At 65.2% G+C, this 14,742-nt stretch carries 13 protein-coding genes and 1 tRNA gene; 8 read left to right on the top strand and 6 right to left on the bottom strand.

The window, feature by feature from the left end; all coding sequences use genetic code 11:
* Positions 1-9: 9 nt before the first annotated feature.
* Positions 10-945, bottom strand: coding sequence for a peptidylprolyl isomerase (locus WFP78_RS16510; protein WP_336964743.1), 936 nt, complete (start codon positions 943-945; stop codon positions 10-12).
* 89 nt (positions 946-1,034) lie between these two features.
* On the opposite strand from WFP78_RS16510, the gene WFP78_RS16505 reads away from it, so the two are divergent.
* From WFP78_RS16505 to WFP78_RS16495, 3 genes are all read left to right on the top strand, one after another.
* Positions 1,035-1,125: transfer RNA gene (locus WFP78_RS16505), tRNA-Ser, on the top strand.
* Between the two features lie 438 nt (positions 1,126-1,563).
* Positions 1,564-1,707, top strand: coding sequence for a hypothetical protein (locus WFP78_RS16500; RefSeq protein ID WP_336964740.1), 144 nt, complete (start codon positions 1,564-1,566; stop codon positions 1,705-1,707).
* 30 nt (positions 1,708-1,737) lie between these two features.
* Positions 1,738-3,585, top strand: a complete 1,848-nt coding sequence (locus tag WFP78_RS16495) for a hypothetical protein (RefSeq protein WP_336964738.1) — start codon at positions 1,738-1,740, stop codon at positions 3,583-3,585.
* 552 nt (positions 3,586-4,137) lie between these two features.
* Here WFP78_RS16495 and aroC read toward each other — a convergent pair.
* From aroC to WFP78_RS16475, 4 genes are all read right to left on the bottom strand, one after another.
* Entirely contained in the window at positions 4,138-5,217 is a 1,080-nt protein-coding gene (gene aroC / locus WFP78_RS16490) for a chorismate synthase (protein WP_336964735.1), read from the bottom strand.
* 99 nt (positions 5,218-5,316) lie between these two features.
* Positions 5,317-6,111, bottom strand: a complete 795-nt coding sequence (gene fabI, locus WFP78_RS16485) for an enoyl-ACP reductase FabI (protein ID WP_419722984.1) — start codon at positions 6,109-6,111, stop codon at positions 5,317-5,319.
* Positions 6,112-6,134: 23 nt separating this feature from the next.
* The gene (locus WFP78_RS16480; RefSeq protein ID WP_336964728.1) at positions 6,135-7,103 is read right to left on the bottom strand and encodes a YihY/virulence factor BrkB family protein; all 969 of its coding nucleotides are present in this window, start codon (positions 7,101-7,103) and stop codon (positions 6,135-6,137) included.
* Between the two features lie 16 nt (positions 7,104-7,119).
* The gene (locus WFP78_RS16475) at positions 7,120-8,067 is read right to left on the bottom strand and encodes a DnaJ C-terminal domain-containing protein (RefSeq protein WP_336964790.1); all 948 of its coding nucleotides are present in this window, start codon (positions 8,065-8,067) and stop codon (positions 7,120-7,122) included.
* 136 nt (positions 8,068-8,203) lie between these two features.
* Between WFP78_RS16475 and pdxH the strand changes: the two genes are divergently transcribed.
* Both pdxH and WFP78_RS16465 read left to right on the top strand, forming a co-directional pair.
* Positions 8,204-8,779 (top strand): pyridoxamine 5'-phosphate oxidase, encoded by a 576-nt coding sequence (gene pdxH, locus WFP78_RS16470; protein WP_336964726.1) that lies wholly within the window; start codon positions 8,204-8,206, stop codon positions 8,777-8,779.
* A 115-nt stretch (positions 8,780-8,894) separates the two neighbouring features.
* Positions 8,895-9,689 carry a PhzF family phenazine biosynthesis protein gene (locus WFP78_RS16465; protein ID WP_336964723.1) on the top strand — a complete coding sequence of 265 codons (795 nt, stop codon included), beginning with the start codon at positions 8,895-8,897 and terminating at the stop codon, positions 9,687-9,689.
* A 4-nt stretch (positions 9,690-9,693) separates the two neighbouring features.
* Here the strand turns inward: WFP78_RS16465 and WFP78_RS16460 are convergent, their stop codons facing one another.
* Positions 9,694-10,878 (bottom strand): serine hydrolase domain-containing protein, encoded by a 1,185-nt coding sequence (locus WFP78_RS16460; RefSeq protein WP_336964720.1) that lies wholly within the window; start codon positions 10,876-10,878, stop codon positions 9,694-9,696.
* A 119-nt stretch (positions 10,879-10,997) separates the two neighbouring features.
* Between WFP78_RS16460 and WFP78_RS16455 the strand changes: the two genes are divergently transcribed.
* The 3 genes from WFP78_RS16455 (at position 10,998) to WFP78_RS16445 (ending at position 14,656) form a co-directional block, all read left to right on the top strand.
* Positions 10,998-11,318, top strand: coding sequence for a hypothetical protein (locus WFP78_RS16455; protein WP_336964717.1), 321 nt, complete (start codon positions 10,998-11,000; stop codon positions 11,316-11,318).
* 193 nt (positions 11,319-11,511) lie between these two features.
* Positions 11,512-14,361, top strand: a complete 2,850-nt coding sequence (locus tag WFP78_RS16450; protein ID WP_336964787.1) for a TonB-dependent receptor — start codon at positions 11,512-11,514, stop codon at positions 14,359-14,361.
* Between the two features lie 100 nt (positions 14,362-14,461).
* Positions 14,462-14,656, top strand: a complete 195-nt coding sequence (locus WFP78_RS16445) for a hypothetical protein (protein ID WP_336964715.1) — start codon at positions 14,462-14,464, stop codon at positions 14,654-14,656.
* Positions 14,657-14,742 lie beyond the last annotated feature (86 nt).

Below are 14,742 nucleotides of genomic sequence, written 5' to 3'. Positions count from 1 at the left end.
GGCAGCGGATCACGCCGCAGGCGTGCGCCGTACCGGCACCTTGATGGAGCAGATATCCGCTCCTTCCGCCGCGACGGTGAAGAAATCATCGTCGCGATGGCGCATCCGTTCGGTATAGGCGGCAAAGGTTGCGCTGCCGGTGTCGAACATCTGGAAATGCGGTTGCTCGGCAAGCGGCAGTTCGCTCGCCAGCCGCACCGAAAGGATCGGCGTGGGCTGCTGCTCCTTGCCATAGAAACCCATATTGCCGGAGCCGCGTGGCAGGCTGGAAAGGAAGGCGATCCCTTCGATCACCCGGCCGACCAGCGCGATATTGCGATCGAGCGCGCGCGGCGCATGGCCGATGACGGCATAAAGCTCCGCGCCGCTGCCGGCATCGGGCCTCAGGTTGCGCGCAACCCCCACGGCGCCATAGCAATGCGTCGGCCACCAGTTGCTGCCGTCGCCCGCCACCGGCCAGCCATCAAGGAAGCCCGTGACCTTCGCAAAGGCGTCCACGCTGGCCGCGGGCACGACTGGCGGCAGCGCGCGCGCCGGCTGGCCGTAATCCTCCGGCAGGCTGGCAGGCATGCCGGCGGGCAGCGGCTTCTTCTCGGTCACGTCCCCCCATTGGGCGACATAATTGTCCTGGACGCGATAGACGCTGGTCCCATCCCACCAGTGGGCCGTGGCGAGCGCCCGCATGCTGGCGACATGCGCCCTGGAAAAATGCGGCGCGAGCTGGACGATCACCTGCCGGTCGCCCGCCAGGGTCATCACCAGAATGTCCTCCGGCGCGATATCGCGCCAGGCGGCGGCCGGCGCGGCGGCAATGATGTCCGCCGGGGTGCGCGAGGGCTTCGCTGGCGCCTGCGCCCCAAGCGGCGCGACTGCCGGCAGGACGATCGCGGCGATGACGGAGGCAAGCGCATGGCGCAGACGGCGGCGGGAATGGGCTGAAATCATGCCCACCATCAAAGACCGCCACATTATGAAAGTAAAGCACCTTGCCCTCCCCCGCATCACACGATAGGGAGCCGCCTTCCAGTGCATGCGGAGCGGTGGCCGAGTGGTCGAAGGCGCTCGCCTGGAAAGTGAGTATACGCCAAAAGCGTATCGAGGGTTCGAATCCCTCCCGCTCCGCCAAGACGTTTTTAATGATTGAAATATCTATATAAATTATAGAGCCCCCCTTGGCTTTCGGGTCCCTGCTTGTGAACGGGCAGGGCTGGAAATGTCGGGCTGGGAGCAAGAAACTTGTTCTATATCAGCCTGTTAATGAAAGGCATGTTGTCGGTTTTCGCTGGTTTACGCCCGCAAGGAGATTCATTTTTAAGCAGGCGCGGCCGCCAGTTTAGCGTTGCCGTGGTTGACGGGCACCGATCTGCTCATGATTTTTCAGCGCCAAGGGTCTAAAGACGCTTATTTCGGCTATTCCGCCAGCAGCGCCCATTGTAAACCTGATCAATATTGCGGCAGCCTGAGTTAGCGGACGGAATCTCCCGCTGTGGCTGGTCAAGTCAGTACATCCGGATCGATCTGTATTTGGCTATATTGGTATTCGATCCAGCGAACGAAGAGTCGATGCACGCACCAAAACCCGATCTGCCCCAGGAATGGCCCGAGCATCTGGCCGATGAGGCAACCATCTCGCCCGTCACGACCGTTCCGCCCCTTGGCGAGCCCTTGCTGGATTTTGCCGCGATGTCTGGCGAGACGTTCGAGTAATTCTGCTGGTGGCTGCTGAAGAAGGATCCGATGCTGGCCGGTTGCAAGCGCCTGGGAGGCAACGGAACGGAGCAGGAGGGCATTGATATCCTGGCCCGGGATGATCAGCAGCCTGACAAGTTGAACCTGTTCGAGTGCAAGGGCTGGAAGGATTTCAGCCCGACGAGGTTGACGGAGGCGGTCGACACATTCCTGAAAGGGGCGTGGTCGAAATCAGCGAACCGGTTCACGATCATCCTTGCACAGAAAGATACCGGGATCGCGCTGTCGCGCCGCTGGGAAAAGGAAAGGCGGCGCCTGAAGGAGCATGGGATAGACGGGGAGCTGTGGACAGCGGAAGATCTCACGCTGAAAGTGCAGTTCCATCCGGATATAGTATCGAAGTTTTTTCCTTATTATAATATCGAATATTATGCCAATACATTGATGAAAAGTGAAAATTTCTATCAGCTTGTAAGCAAGTCCCTGTTCGATCCGGATAAGCGCGTGGCGCGCTTGGCGCGGGAATTCCTTCAGTCCGATGGTGACCGCACGGGTTCGTCCACTTTCGTCATCGACGGAACCTATCGACGGATCGATCAGATAGGGAATGGCTGGCATTTCAAAGGGCCTTGGCTTGGGCTGAGCGCTATCCTGCCCGATCAGCGTTTCACGCACGCATCCGCCGCGCTCACGTTCAACCGGCCGGATATGCAGGGCGTTACGCTCACCGTCGACCATAAATGGCTCCTGACGCGGTTTCTATTCAGGGAGGGAGCGCCTTTGACTGGCCAGAACCGGGGATTCATCGTCGGGGCGACGCCGCATAGCGATAACCAGTATCTCGATCTTCCGCATTGCCGCCTTTCCCTTCAGCGCGACGGCGCAGAGGAAATCGCGCAAGTGGCCGATCGGCTGACCGATGCGATGCGCATTTCTCTCCGCGCGCTCGAGGCCGACTGGTCCGCAGTGGATTTCCCGTTCGTCGCCCGGGGAGGCAGGAAGGTGGCGCTTGCGGCGATCAGCGTGGACGCCTGGCGGGAAATAGGCCGGTTTGCCGAGGAGCATGACGTTTCGAAAGGCGCTACGCCTTGGCACATGTTCGATGGCAACCGCGAAATGCTGAAGCCCTATCACGAAACGGCGAATGAGGATTTCGACGCCGGCTATCACGGCGTGATCCGTGCGGCCCAGATCAGTGGCCTTTCCCATGAACGCGAAGTCATATTGCTGTGGCAGCCGAACAGCTTGCTGCCGAATCAGACCTTCTCGTCGCGTGGCTGGTGGTCCTGCGAATTCACGCTGCAATGGTTGGGCGAAATCCTGCTCCCCGAGGTGAGACGCCATGTTCACGAGCGCGATTCCATTGGTCGCGGGAGGAGGATATTCCATTCGAAGCAGCCTGATCCGGTCGCCGCGCACCTCGATTCGGTATTCGCCGTCCGCGATCTGCGGCAGCGCCCGCTGTTTCGCGATGGGCATTGGCTGGCGGGCATCGTCGAAAGTGCCACGGCGCTGCAAAGCTTCTTCTGCGATGCAACGACTCCCGAACCCTATATTCGTCAGGGCGAGATGGAGAATCTCTATCGGAGCGTCGCCATTATCGCCCAAAGCAATCGTGGCTATGTCGGCTATGCGGGTTCAAAACTGGGCCTGCATCGCAACCCCAGGGATCATATGGACCTCATCCGCATGATCCATGAGTATATCAGCGAAGGGTGCGTTGTTCCCAATAGCGCCGTGGCGGACAATGTGTTTCGCGCGATGCTCGAAATGCTCGATGATACAGATGCCTGGCTTCGGGACACGGAACGGGCCACGGTCAGGGCGCACATCGCCCCCTTCGCGCGCCTCCGCGACGATGCGATTCTGGTCCATCGACACACGAAATGGGATTGAATTCAGCCGATAGTAAGAGTGCTTGCGCGCTTGCCTCGGGCGCTTCCATCTTGTTCGATTCGATCGTGACGATGTGGCACTACATCGTGCCGGCCAACCTGTCTGGGAGGCATGCCTCCCAGACAGGTTGCCATCACCTCAACCATCCATCATCAAGGAGCGAGACTCTCCCCCTGAATGGTAACAAGCAGGGGAATACGTCAATCCACCAAGCACATAGGAAGCGGGGGCGGGTTTCGACAGGAGATCCGTCAAATTTCAAACTGAGACACTACCCGCCAGTATCATATCGGGATTACCCGCCGACGGGACGGAGCATGGCACCGGGGCAGAAAGGTTGAGGGGCCGGTCATCCATGGATGACCGGCCCAGGGGATGCTGGCGTCCGGGGACATTTTGACCGCCACAACCTGAAAGGTCGATGGCTCTCCCCATGCTCTCGCTTTGCCCTGCATCCCAAAGGAATGACGAGTCGGAGCTTAGCGCAGATTATGGATGATGTCGTGCGGTCCTGGCCGGTTCATCGAAAAACCGGCGCGGCTGGCCGCCCGGTCATGGGCGGTTGTCGCCGCATTGGGCGCGATGGAGCAGCTTCTGGTCGGCCAGCACGAAGGCGACCATCGCCTCGACCACCGGCACGCCGCGAATGCCGACGCAGGGATCATGGCGGCCTTTGGTGACGATCTCGCTCGCTTCGCCGTTGCGGTTGACGGTTTCCACCGGGATCAGGATGGAACTGGTCGGCTTGAAGGCCACCCTCAGCCGGATGGGCTGGCCGGTGGAAATCCCGCCCGCAATACCCCCGGCATGGTTGGCGAGGAAAATCGGACCGTCATTGCCGGGGCGCATCGGATCGGCATTCTGCTCGCCGCGCAGGCGCGCCGCGGCAAAGCCGTCGCCGATCTCCACGCCCTTGACCGCGTTGATGCTCATCGCGGCGGCGGCCAGTTCGCTGTCGAGCTTGGCATAGAGCGGCGCGCCCCAGCCGGCGGGCACGCCGCTGGCGATGCACTCCACCACCGCGCCCAGCGACGACCCGTCCTTGCGGGCCCCGTCGACCAGCGCTTCCCAGCGCGTGGCGGTCTGTGCGTCCGGGCAGAAGAAGGGGTTGTTGCCGATCTCCGCCGGGTCGAAACGGGCCATGTCGATGGCGTCGCCGCCGATCTCGCTCACATAGGCGAAGACATCGACCTCCGGGATCACCAGTCGCGCCACCGCGCCGGCCGCGACCCGGCTCGCCGTTTCGCGCGCGCTGGAGCGGCCGCCGCCGCGATAGTCGCGAAAGCCGTATTTCGCGTCATAGGCATAGTCGGCATGGCCGGGGCGATAGGCCTTGGCGACTTCCGAATAATCCTTCGACCGCTGGTCGACATTCTCGATCATCAGGCTGATCGGCGTGCCGGTCGTCTTCCCCTCGAACACGCCGGAGAGGATGCGGACCTGGTCGGGTTCGCGCCGCTGGGTGGTGAATTTCGACGTGCCCGGCTTGCGCTGGTCCAGCCAGGGCTGGATGTCGTCTTCGCCGAGCGTCAGGCCCGGGGGGCAGCCGTCCACCACCGCGCCGATGGCGGGGCCATGGCTTTCCCCCCAGGTGGTGAAGCGCAGCACGCGGCCGAATGTGTTGAACGACACGGAAAACCCCCGATGTCCGCCGATGCGGACCGATGCGTGCCCGGCACGCGGGGCGATGTGCCCCGCGCCCGGTGGATGGAACGCCCGATTTATAACGCCTTATTTATCCAGGGCGATATCCGGCGCGTCCTCGGCCTTCATGCCGATGACGTTATAGCCCGCGTCGACATGATGCACCTCGCCCGTCACGCCCGATGCCAGGTCGGACAGCAGATAGAGGCCGGCCCCGCCGACATCGTCGATGGTGACATTGCGGCGCAGCGGCGAATTCAGCTCGTTCCATTTCAGGATATAGCGGAAATCGCCGATGCCGCTGGCCGCCAGCGTCTTGATCGGCCCGGCGGAGACCGCGTTGACGCGGATATTGTCCGGCCCCAGGTCCATCGCCAGATATTTGACGCTGGTTTCCAGCGCGGCCTTGGCAACGCCCATGACGTTGTAATGCGGGATCACCTTTTCTGCGCCATAATAGCTCAGCGTCAACAGCGATCCGCCATTGGGCATCATCGCGGTGGCGCGCTTGGCGACGGCGACGAAGCTGTAGGCGGAGATGTTCATCGTCATCAGGAAATTTTCGAGGCTGGTGTCGAGATATTTCCCGCGCAGCTCGTTCTTGTCCGAAAAGCCGATGGCGTGGACGACGAAGTCCAGCGTTTCCCATGTTTCCCGCAGCTTGGCGAAGGTCGCGTCCAGCTTTTCCATGTCGCTGACGTCGCAATCGATCAGCAGGTCGGAGCCAAGCTCCGCCGCCAGCGGGCGCACGCGCCGTTCCAGCGCCTCGCCCTGATAGGAGAAAGCGAGTTCCGCGCCCTGGGCATGCAATGCCTTGGCGACGCCCCATGCAAGGGACTTGTCATTGGCAAGGCCCATGATGAGGCCCCTTTTGCCCTTCATCAAGGAGCCCTGGATAGAGCCGGTCATGTAGGTTCAGCCTCCTGAGTGGCCGACGTCTTGGGCATGTCTTCCTCATCGGGAAAATCAGCCAGCGCCGCGTTGAGTTCCGCGCCAATTACCACGCCGAGCCCGACGAGAAAGAAAAAAATGAGGGTGATCATCACACCGGCAAGGCTGCCATAGGTCAGGTTGTAATTGCCCAGCTGCGAAAGCGCGACCGGAAGCAGCAGGGTGGTGCCGTACCACCACAGCGCCGTCAGCACCGCGCCGGGCCATTTGGGGAAGCGCCCCTCGCGATATTTTGTGGGGGTCAGCGACAGGAACAGATAGTAGAGCGCAACGCACAGGATCGCCATCGGCACCAGCTTCAGCACCGCGACGATACGGATCACATCGTCGGCAAAGGGCAGGATCTTGTGGAGGAATTCGTCCACGCCGGTGATGGCGACCTGCAGCGAGAAAGCGAACATCGCCGCAAAGATGCTGACCAGCGTGATGCCGATGGAGCCGAGGCGATAGCGCCAGAAGGGCTTGCTGCCGCGCGTGCCATAGGCGCGGCGCAGGATGTCGCGGATCGTCTCGATCAGGCTGCCCACGCTCCACAGGCCGACGATGCCGCCGAACCACAGCAGCGGCCCGGTGCGGGCGCCGAGCACGTCGCTGATCGGCTGGCGCAGCACATCGGCGACGCCGGGCGGCACGGTGAGCAGGAAGGCGTTGACGCTCGCCATGCCGTCCTGCGTGCGGCCGAAGACGCTGGCGACCGCCGCCGCCACGATGAAGAAGGGGAACAGCGTCAGCAGCGACAGATAGGCAAGGTTGCCCGCATGGATGAACCCGTCGGCATAGACGCCCACCAGCACGCGCCTGGCGACTTCGAAGGGATAGGTGCCGGGCCGCATGCGGGCGATGCTGCGCTTGACCTGATGGTGCGCATCCTCCGTCAGGCGATGGCGCCGGGCTTCCGGCGACTGCGGCGAGATATCTCTCATGCAGCGCCCAACGCGCTCAGACGCCCAGATGTCCGCGCACGGACCGATCGTCCCGCCACGTCTCGACAAAGGCGTTCAGGGCCGCGTCGTCCTGCGGCACGTCGATCATCAGGGTGACGAGCTGGTCGCCGCGCTTGCCGTCCTTGCCCGCAAAGCCACGTTCCTTCAGGCGCAGCGTCCTGCCCGATCCGCTGCCCGCGGGCACGCCCAGCATCACGGGCCCCTCGACCGTCGGCACCTTCACCTTCGCGCCCTTCACCGCTTCGTCCAGCGTGACCGGCAGGTTGAGCCGCACATTGTCGCCGTCGCGGGTGAAGAAGGGGTGGCTGGCGATCTCGATCGTCACGATCGCGTCGCCCGCGCCGCCGGGGCCGGGCTGCCCCTTGCCGGACAGGCGCATCTGGGTGCCCGTCTCCACGCCGGCGGGCAGCTTCAGGTCGATGGTCTTGCCGTCCTGCAGGGTGATGCGCTGGGGTGCGCGCGTCGCCGCATCCACGAAGGAGACAGACAGGCGATAGGCGACATTGGCGCCCTTGGCCCGGGGCTGGGCGCGGTTGCGGCCAAAGCCGGAAAAGCCGCCGCCACCGCCCGCGCCGCCGCCGAACAGCCCTTCGAAGATATCGCCGAAGTCGCCGCCGCCCTGGTTGAATTCGAAATGCGCGCCACCCCCGCCCGGATGCCCGCCAAAGCCGCCCGCGCCGCCGCGCCCGCCACCCCCGCCGAAGCCGAAGGGCATGGCCGGATTGCCGTCCGCGTCGATTTCGCCCCGGTCGAACTGGGCGCGCTTGTCCTTGTCCGCCAGCAGGTCATAGGCATGGGTGATCTGGGCGAATTTGTCCGACGCCTTGGGATCGTCCTTGTTCTTGTCCGGATGGTGCTGTTTGGCGAGCTTGCGATAGGCGGACTTGATCTCTGCCTCGCTCGCGCCGCGCGCCACCCCCAATATACTGTATGGATCGGCCATCATTGCCCTTGAACTGATCTTGAAACGGATGTGCCCGTTATGTGGCGAAAGCGCAGCATGCGTTCAAGCACAGATCATTACCAGCCCGTAGCTGTCCTTATCGACAGTCTGCGCCAGGGGCCTTACATGCGGCGCCATGACCGATCCCTTTCCCCAGTTCGACGCCTGGTATGCCGAGGCGCGCCAGACCGAAATCAATGACAGCAATGCGATGGCGCTGGCCACGGCGGACGTGAACGGCCGACCGTCCGTGCGGATGGTGCTGCTCAAGGGGCATGGGCCGGACGGTTTCGTCTTCTACACCAATTTCGAAGGGCGCAAGGCGGCCGACCTGATGGACAATCCCCAGGCGGCGCTGCTCTTCCACTGGAAGTCGCTGCGGCGGCAGATCCGCATCGAAGGGGCGGTGGTGCCGGTCGACGATACGATCGCAGATGCTTATTTCGCCACCCGGTCGCGCGATTCGCAGCTGGGCGCCTGGGCATCGGACCAGTCGCGCCCGCTCCCCTCGCGCGCGGTGTTCATGACCCGCTTTGCCGAGGTGCAGGCGCGGTTCGAGGGGAAGGATGTGCCCCGTCCGCCGCATTGGTCCGGCCTGCGCGTCGTCCCCGACCGCATCGAATTCTGGCAGGATCGCGAGCACCGCCTGCACGAACGCCATGTCTATACGCGTGACGGCGATGGCTGGACCGAGGGCATGCTCTACCCCTGAGCGGCAGGAGACGGTTTGAGGACGGTTTCCAAGGCAAGCGGGCCATTTCCCGATGGCTGGCTGTTGGAACGGTCGGCCATGCATGGCAGTTGAAGGGTAGAGACAGGAGCCCTTCATGACCCAGCCGCCATCGCAACTCCCCTTCGTTCAGGTCGATGCCTTTGCCGACGCGCCCTTCACCGGCAATCCGGCGGCGGTGATGCCGCTGGAGGCATGGCTGCCCGATGCGACGCTGCAGGCGATTGCGGCGGAAAACAATCTGTCGGAAACCGCCTTCACCGTGCCCGACGCAAGCGGCGAGGCGGATTATGAGCTGCGCTGGTTCACGCCGCAGGTGGAAGTGCAGCTTTGCGGCCATGCCACGCTGGCGAGCGGCCATGTGCTGATGCGCGGCGATGTCGTGCGCTTCCGCACCCGCAAGGCCGGGCTGCTGGAGGTGCGGCGGCAGGGCGAGGGCTATGCGTTGTCGCTGCCCGCCTGTCCGCCGGTTCCGCTGCCGCTGGACGATCTGGCGGTGGCGATGGGCGGGCCCGTGGTCGAAACGCAGGCGCATGAGCGCGGCTATATGCTGTTCGTCTATCCCGACGAGGCTGCCGTGCTGGCGCTGACGCCCGATTTCGCGACGCTGCGGGGCATGGGGGCGTATCTGCTGATCGCGACGGCGCCGGGCACCACGACCGACGTCATGAGCCGCGTCTTCGTGCCCTATGCGGGGATCGACGAAGACCCCGTGACCGGATCGGCGCACTGCGCGCTGGTGCCCTATTGGGCGCGGCGTCTTGGCCGCACGGCCTTCAGCGCCCGTCAGGCATCCGCGCGCGGCGGCCTGCTGGACTGCGCGCTGGAGGGGGATCGCGTGGTGCTGGGCGGCCGGTGTCGCACCGTCATCGAGGGGATGTTCAGCCTGTAGGGAATCAGCCTGTAGGGAACAGGCCGATCAGCCGCGCCATGGCATCGTGCAGCGGCTTTTCCTGCTCCGCGTCGGCAAGGCCCAGGCGCACCACCACCAGGCGCTGCGTGGGCGAGACGAGCATATACTGCCCGCCGGCGCCCGTCAGGCCATAGAGCGTCGAAGGGGCGCTCCCCGGCATCAATGCGCCTTCGCCGCCATCGCGGTTGAGCCAGAGATGCCCGCCATAGGCGCGGTTGCGGGCCGAGGGGCGGGTCATGAAGGCGACCCAGCGCTGCGAGAGAACCTGCCGGCCATTGGCCCGGCCCCCGCGCCTCAGGAACTCGCCCAGCTTCGCATAGTCCCGCGCGGTCATGTGCATGAAGTCGCCGCCGATCAGCGTGCCCTTCGCATCATATTCCGGGACGAGGCTGGACAGGCCCACCGGGGTCGCCAGCCGCCCGTCGATGAACTGCGCCATCGCGGCGCGCCGCCGCTCGGGATCGCTGCTGTCGGTCAGCATGCGCGTCACCGCGTCGGCGAGCAGGGTGGTGCCGACCGGGCTGCTGGCAAAGACGCTGCCCGGCCGGTGGCCGATCGGCTTGCCCTGGGCATAGGCGGCGATATCCTGCGCGCCGTCGGTGAACAGCATCCGCATCCCGTCGCGTGCCGCCGCGGGCAGGGCGGGATCGTCGGCCATGTCGATGCCTGAGGACATGGTGAGCAGCTGGCGCAGGGTGATCTTGCCGCGCGGGTCGCCCGGCTGGTTCCACCCCGGCACGGGCGCCGGCATGTCCAGCGCCAGCCGTCCGTCGGACACCATGAAGCCCACCAGCAGCGCGGTGACGCCGCCGGCCATCGCGCCGGAGGGCAGGCGGCTCTGCGCGCCGAACCCCGGGGCATAGCGTTCCGCGACGATTGCGCCATCGCGCATGATCACGAGCGCGCGGCTGGTGCCCAGCGTGTCGTCGGTGAACAGCGGATCGATCGCCGCGCGCAGGGCGCCTGTGTCGACGCCGGGGTCGGCCGCGACATGGGTTTGCGCGTCCGATTCGGCGGGGCCACCGGCCACCGCGCGCGCCAGCAGGAATGCCGGCAGCGCCAGTGCCGCCAGCAGCAGGGCGGGGATCGCCAGCTTTCCCTTCGCCAGTCCGCCCTTCATCAATCTTTCCCGCATCAGGCTTGCGTGCGGGCCGATATTCGTCTTCATGGCGCGTCCCTAGCGCATGATCGGATCAGATTGAATCGGATCATGCGCTATTTGTCTTTTGTTTTCGGCATTCATCCGGCTGGAAAATGCTCTAGCACGGGTTCCGGAAGAGGGGAGCGATGAAGATGCGCGCCGGGGCGGTTCGCCTTGCAATGATCGTGGCGGCGGTGGCGCTGGTCGGCTTCCTGCTGTGGAACTGGGCGGGCTGGCGCGCGCGTGCGCAGGTGGGGGCGGCCTATGGCGCGCGCGTCGCCTGCGGTTGCCGGCATATCGAGGGGCGATCGATCGCAAGCTGCGCGGCGGATGCCGCCGCCGGGCCATCCCCTTCCGTCCGCCTGACCGACCTGCCCGATGAAAAGGCGGTGACGGCCAGCGTGACATTGATGGCGTCGCGCACGGCGCGGTTCAAGCCCGGCTTTGGCTGCCTGATCGACCCCTGAGCGCATCGGCGCCCGCCCGCTCACCTGCCCATGGGGGCGAGGCGCAGGCCCCGATCCCCGACGCGACAATTTGCGACAATATGACGACAGCTTTGCCATAATTGGGCGACATCCCTTCTCTAATCCGGTTCATGGACGCGACAAGCGTGACAGAGAGACGGGCGTATAAAGCCCATGCAGGGATGATATGACGATGGGGAAAGCGCGTTCGGCGTTGCTGGTGGGATTGATGCTGGGCGTGGCACCGGGCGCGCTGCATGCGCAGGCGAGCAAGGCGCCCCCCCAGCAGGGCGCCGCCCCCCAGGAATTCGACGATCCCGAAATCGTCGTCACCGGCGCGCCGGAGCGCGGCGCCGTTCCGGGCGTCATCAAGCCCGAACAGCAGCTTTCGCCCGCCGATGTCCGATCCTATGGCGTCACCTCGATCAGCGAGCTGGTGACGGCGCTGGCGCCGCAGACCAATGCCGGCGGCGGCGCGCCGGTCATCCTGCTCAACGGCAAGCGGATATCCTCCTTCTCCGAAATCCAGGATATCCCGACCGAAGCCATCGCCCGCGTCGACATCCTGCCGGAAGAAGTGTCGCTCAGCTATGGCTATTCGGCCTCGCAAAAGGTCGTGAACATCGTGCTGCGGCCGCGCTTCCGCGCCTATTCCGGCGAATTGCGGGCCGGCACGACAACCGATGGCGGGCGCGAGAATGGCAGCGTCGATGCCGCCATGCTGCGCATCCGCGAGGATAATCGCTTCACCCTGGACATCAAATACAGCGCGGCCGACAGCCTGAAGGAAAGCCAGCGGGACATCACCCCCACCAGCCCCGCGCGCCCCTATGCGCTGCTGGGCAATGTGACCGGCATCAATGACACGGAGATAGACCCGGCGCTGTCGGCCCTTGCCGGCAGCAGCGTGACGGTGGCCGGCGTGCCGGCATCGGCCGCGTCCGGGCGCCCGACGCTGGCCGATTTCGTGGCCGGCGCCGGCACTGCGACCGTGGACGACCTTGGCCGCTATCGCACGCTCAGCCCATCCACGGAAAATCTTGCGGTCAACGCAACGCTCGCGCGGGCACTGGGCGGGGTGTCGGCATCGCTCAACGGCCGGGTCGAGATGATCAACAGCGATTCGCTGCAGGGCCTGCCGTCGGCCACGCTGACCCTGCCCGCCGGCAATCCCTGGTCGCCCTTTGCGGGCGACACGACGCTCTATCGCTATCTGGATCAGGCCGGGCCGCTCGGGCAGAGCGTGCGCGGCGTCACCGGCCATGTCGGACTGACGCTGAACGGGCAGCTCAACCGGTGGCAATGGTCGCTCACCGGCAATTATGATTATTCGGACAGCAAGACCCGCACCGATCGCGGTTTCGATGTGACCGCCGTGCAGGCCGCGCTCGATGCCGACGACGCGAGCGTCAATCCCTATGCCACCCTCCCGACCGCGCTGCTGGCGGTGCGGCCCGACGATCGGGCGCGGGGCAAGACGTCCGCCGGCACCGCCGACCTGCTGATGAGCGGCCCGCTGTTCAGCCTGCCCGCGGGCCCCGTGACGAGCAGCGTCACGCTGAGCGCGTCGACCAACAGCTTCGAAAGCAGTTCGCTGCGCCTGGGCATCGCCAGTTCGGCGGATTTCACCCGCAACATTGCCGGCGGGCAGGCCAATATCGACATTCCGCTGACCAGCCGCCGCCTGGGCGTGCTGTCGGCGCTGGGCGATTTCGCGCTCAACGGCAATATCGCGGTGAAATCGCTCTCCGACGCGGGCACGCTGACGACGATCGGCTATGGCCTGCGCTGGACGCCAATCCCGCAGATCCGCCTGATCGCATCCATGACCGACGATCAGGCCGCGCCCACCGGGCAGCAGATCAACAATCCGCTGGTGGTGACGCCTAATATCCCGGTGTTCGACTATGCGACGGGGCAGACGGTCTATGTGTCGCAGACGGGCGGGGGCAATGCGTCGCTGCGCGACAGCGAGCGGCACCTGCTGCGCATTGCGGCGACCATCAAGCCGATCGATTCGAAGGACCTGACGCTGACGGCCAGCTATACGCGCAGCCGCACCGACAATCCGATCGCCGCCTTCCCCACGCCGACTCCGCAGATCGAGGCGGCCTTTGCGCAGCGTTTCATGCGCGATGCGGACGGCACGCTGATCGGCGTCGACGCACGGCCGATCAATTTCGCCGAGGCGCGCAGTTCGCAATTGCGCTGGGGCGTCAATTTCTCGGTGCCGCTCAAGTCGCACATCCAGAAGGTGATGGAGGCGTGGCGCGCCAATGGCAGCAAGCCGGAGGAGAGGCCCGATATCGCCGGGCTGTTCGGCATGCGTCGTCCGCCCGAAGGCGGTGAGCGGCCGGCCGGCGAAGGGCAGGGCGGCCAGAGTGGCCAGGGTGCCCAGAGCGGCCAGGGCGCTCAGGGTAGCCAAGGCGCCCAGGGTGGCCAGGGCGGATCGGACGCCGCGGGCGGCCGCCGTGGACCGGGCGGGCCCTTTGGCGGTCCGGGAGGATTTGGCGGCCCGGGCGGCGGTGGCGGCGGGCGTGGCGGTGGAGGCGGCGGCGGTCGTCTGCAATTTGCGCTGTTCCACACCTGGCACTTTACCGACAGCATCCTGATCGCGCCCGGCGTGCCCCGGCTCGACCTGCTGGATGGCGACGCCGTCGCGTCCAATGGCGGCCAGTCCCGCCATGAGCTTCAGGCGCAGGCCGGCTATTTCAACAATGGCCTTGGCGCGCGCCTGTCCGCCAACTGGCAGAGCGGGACGGATGTGAACGGTGCGCTTGGCGCGGCCAACCAGACGCTGCATTTCTCCAGCCTGGCGACGGCCGACCTGCGGCTTTTTGCCAGCCTGGGGCAGATGCCGGGGCTGGTGCGTAATCATCCCTTCCTGCGCGGTTCGCGGGTTTCGCTGTCGATCACCAACCTGTTCAACACGCGCCAGAGCGTGAGCGACGGAACCGGATCGACCCCATTGCGCTACCAGCAGGGCTATCTCGATCCGCTGGGCAGGACGGTGATGCTGAGCTTCCGCAAGCTCTTCTTCTGATCGCCGGGCGGTGGGCCGGGTGCGCGAAGGTGGCATCAAGAGAGCCGGGGCACGCGCTTTGGCCTTCCATCCGCGCGCATGATGCGCCATAGAACCGGGCATGGCCGACGAGACGACACCCGCGCCCGAGAGCGCACCGACCGCCACTGCCGCTGAGGAAAAGGCTGCGCCTGCTCCTGCCGGCAAGGGCAAGGCCCCTGGCAAGGGCAATGGCAAGATCTGGATGGGGACGGCCGTCGGCATCGGTTCCGCGGCGATCGTCGCGGCGCTTCTCTACACCAAGCGCCGCTCCTGAATCCTTTCCCGGAATGGCTTTTGGCGCCGCGCCGCCGGAGATGACGGCGTGCCGGTGGCGCATGCGCGCGCCCTGCGAACAATGCT

Source organism: Sphingobium aquiterrae (assembly GCF_037154135.1).
Lineage (GTDB): Bacteria > Pseudomonadota > Alphaproteobacteria > Sphingomonadales > Sphingomonadaceae > Sphingobium > Sphingobium aquiterrae.
Note: the sequence above shows the minus strand (reverse complement) of the source record. Positions and strands in the feature narration are given on the sequence as shown.

What these genes read in the sequence shown, in the direction of transcription:
- WFP78_RS16510 (WP_336964743.1), bottom strand. Translation starts at nt 945, where the DNA reads ATGATTTCAGCCCATTCCCGCCGCCGTCTGCGCCATGCGCTTGCCTCC.
- WFP78_RS16500 (WP_336964740.1), top strand. Translation starts at nt 1,564, where the DNA reads ATGCACGCACCAAAACCCGATCTGCCCCAGGAATGGCCCGAGCATCTG.
- WFP78_RS16445 (WP_336964715.1), top strand. Translation starts at nt 14,462, where the DNA reads ATGGCCGACGAGACGACACCCGCGCCCGAGAGCGCACCGACCGCCACT.
- WFP78_RS16495 (WP_336964738.1), top strand. Translation starts at nt 1,738, where the DNA reads ATGCTGGCCGGTTGCAAGCGCCTGGGAGGCAACGGAACGGAGCAGGAG.
- WFP78_RS16480 (WP_336964728.1), bottom strand. Translation starts at nt 7,103, where the DNA reads ATGAGAGATATCTCGCCGCAGTCGCCGGAAGCCCGGCGCCATCGCCTG.
- pdxH (WP_336964726.1), top strand. Translation starts at nt 8,204, where the DNA reads ATGACCGATCCCTTTCCCCAGTTCGACGCCTGGTATGCCGAGGCGCGC.
- WFP78_RS16455 (WP_336964717.1), top strand. Translation starts at nt 10,998, where the DNA reads ATGAAGATGCGCGCCGGGGCGGTTCGCCTTGCAATGATCGTGGCGGCG.
- WFP78_RS16475 (WP_336964790.1), bottom strand. Translation starts at nt 8,067, where the DNA reads ATGGCCGATCCATACAGTATATTGGGGGTGGCGCGCGGCGCGAGCGAG.
- fabI (WP_419722984.1), bottom strand. Translation starts at nt 6,111, where the DNA reads ATGAAGGGCAAAAGGGGCCTCATCATGGGCCTTGCCAATGACAAGTCC.
- WFP78_RS16465 (WP_336964723.1), top strand. Translation starts at nt 8,895, where the DNA reads ATGACCCAGCCGCCATCGCAACTCCCCTTCGTTCAGGTCGATGCCTTT.
- WFP78_RS16460 (WP_336964720.1), bottom strand. Translation starts at nt 10,878, where the DNA reads ATGAAGACGAATATCGGCCCGCACGCAAGCCTGATGCGGGAAAGATTG.
- WFP78_RS16450 (WP_336964787.1), top strand. Translation starts at nt 11,512, where the DNA reads ATGGGGAAAGCGCGTTCGGCGTTGCTGGTGGGATTGATGCTGGGCGTG.